The sequence below is a fragment of the Bradyrhizobium sp. CFUWI genome (assembly GCF_056429085.1).
In genome coordinates this window covers 1-418 of the sequence record NZ_JBWJZE010000248.1, presented here as the reverse complement: position 1 = coordinate 418, position 418 = coordinate 1, and the positions used below count along the sequence as shown (strand labels likewise).

The window sequence follows — 418 nt, the reverse complement described above, 5'->3', positions numbered from 1 at the left end:
GCACGGAGTACCTGGAGAACGAGGAGCCGGGCGCGCGTCCCACGTACCGTGCCTACTATCCGGCGCCCGATACGCTGCACGAAACCCTGGTGCGGGTGGTGGACAACTTCCAGCTGCAGGGCGAGTTCGAGGACCTGGCGCGGGATGCCGCACGCGTGGCGGAGGTGATGCTGCCGCGGCTTGGCCAGGCGAAGTGGCGCGCCAACTTCCAGCTGCAGGTGCTCTCCAGCCTGTTCTACCGGAACAAGGGCGCCTACGTGGTGGGGAAGGTGATCAACGGCTTCCAGGAGATCGCGTTCGCGCTGCCCATCCTGCATGGCGCGGAGGGCCGCTACCGGATCGATGCGGCGCTGTTCGGCGAGGACGACCTGCAGATGCTGTTCAGCTTCGCGCGGGCGTATTTCATGGTGGATATGGA

1 protein-coding gene is annotated in these 418 nt (G+C 66.0%); it reads left to right on the top strand.

The window, feature by feature from the left end:
• Positions 1-418: isocitrate dehydrogenase kinase/phosphatase AceK regulatory subunit (locus AC066S_RS39660; RefSeq protein ID WP_478272041.1), on the top strand; the 418-nt coding region annotated here is incomplete at both ends.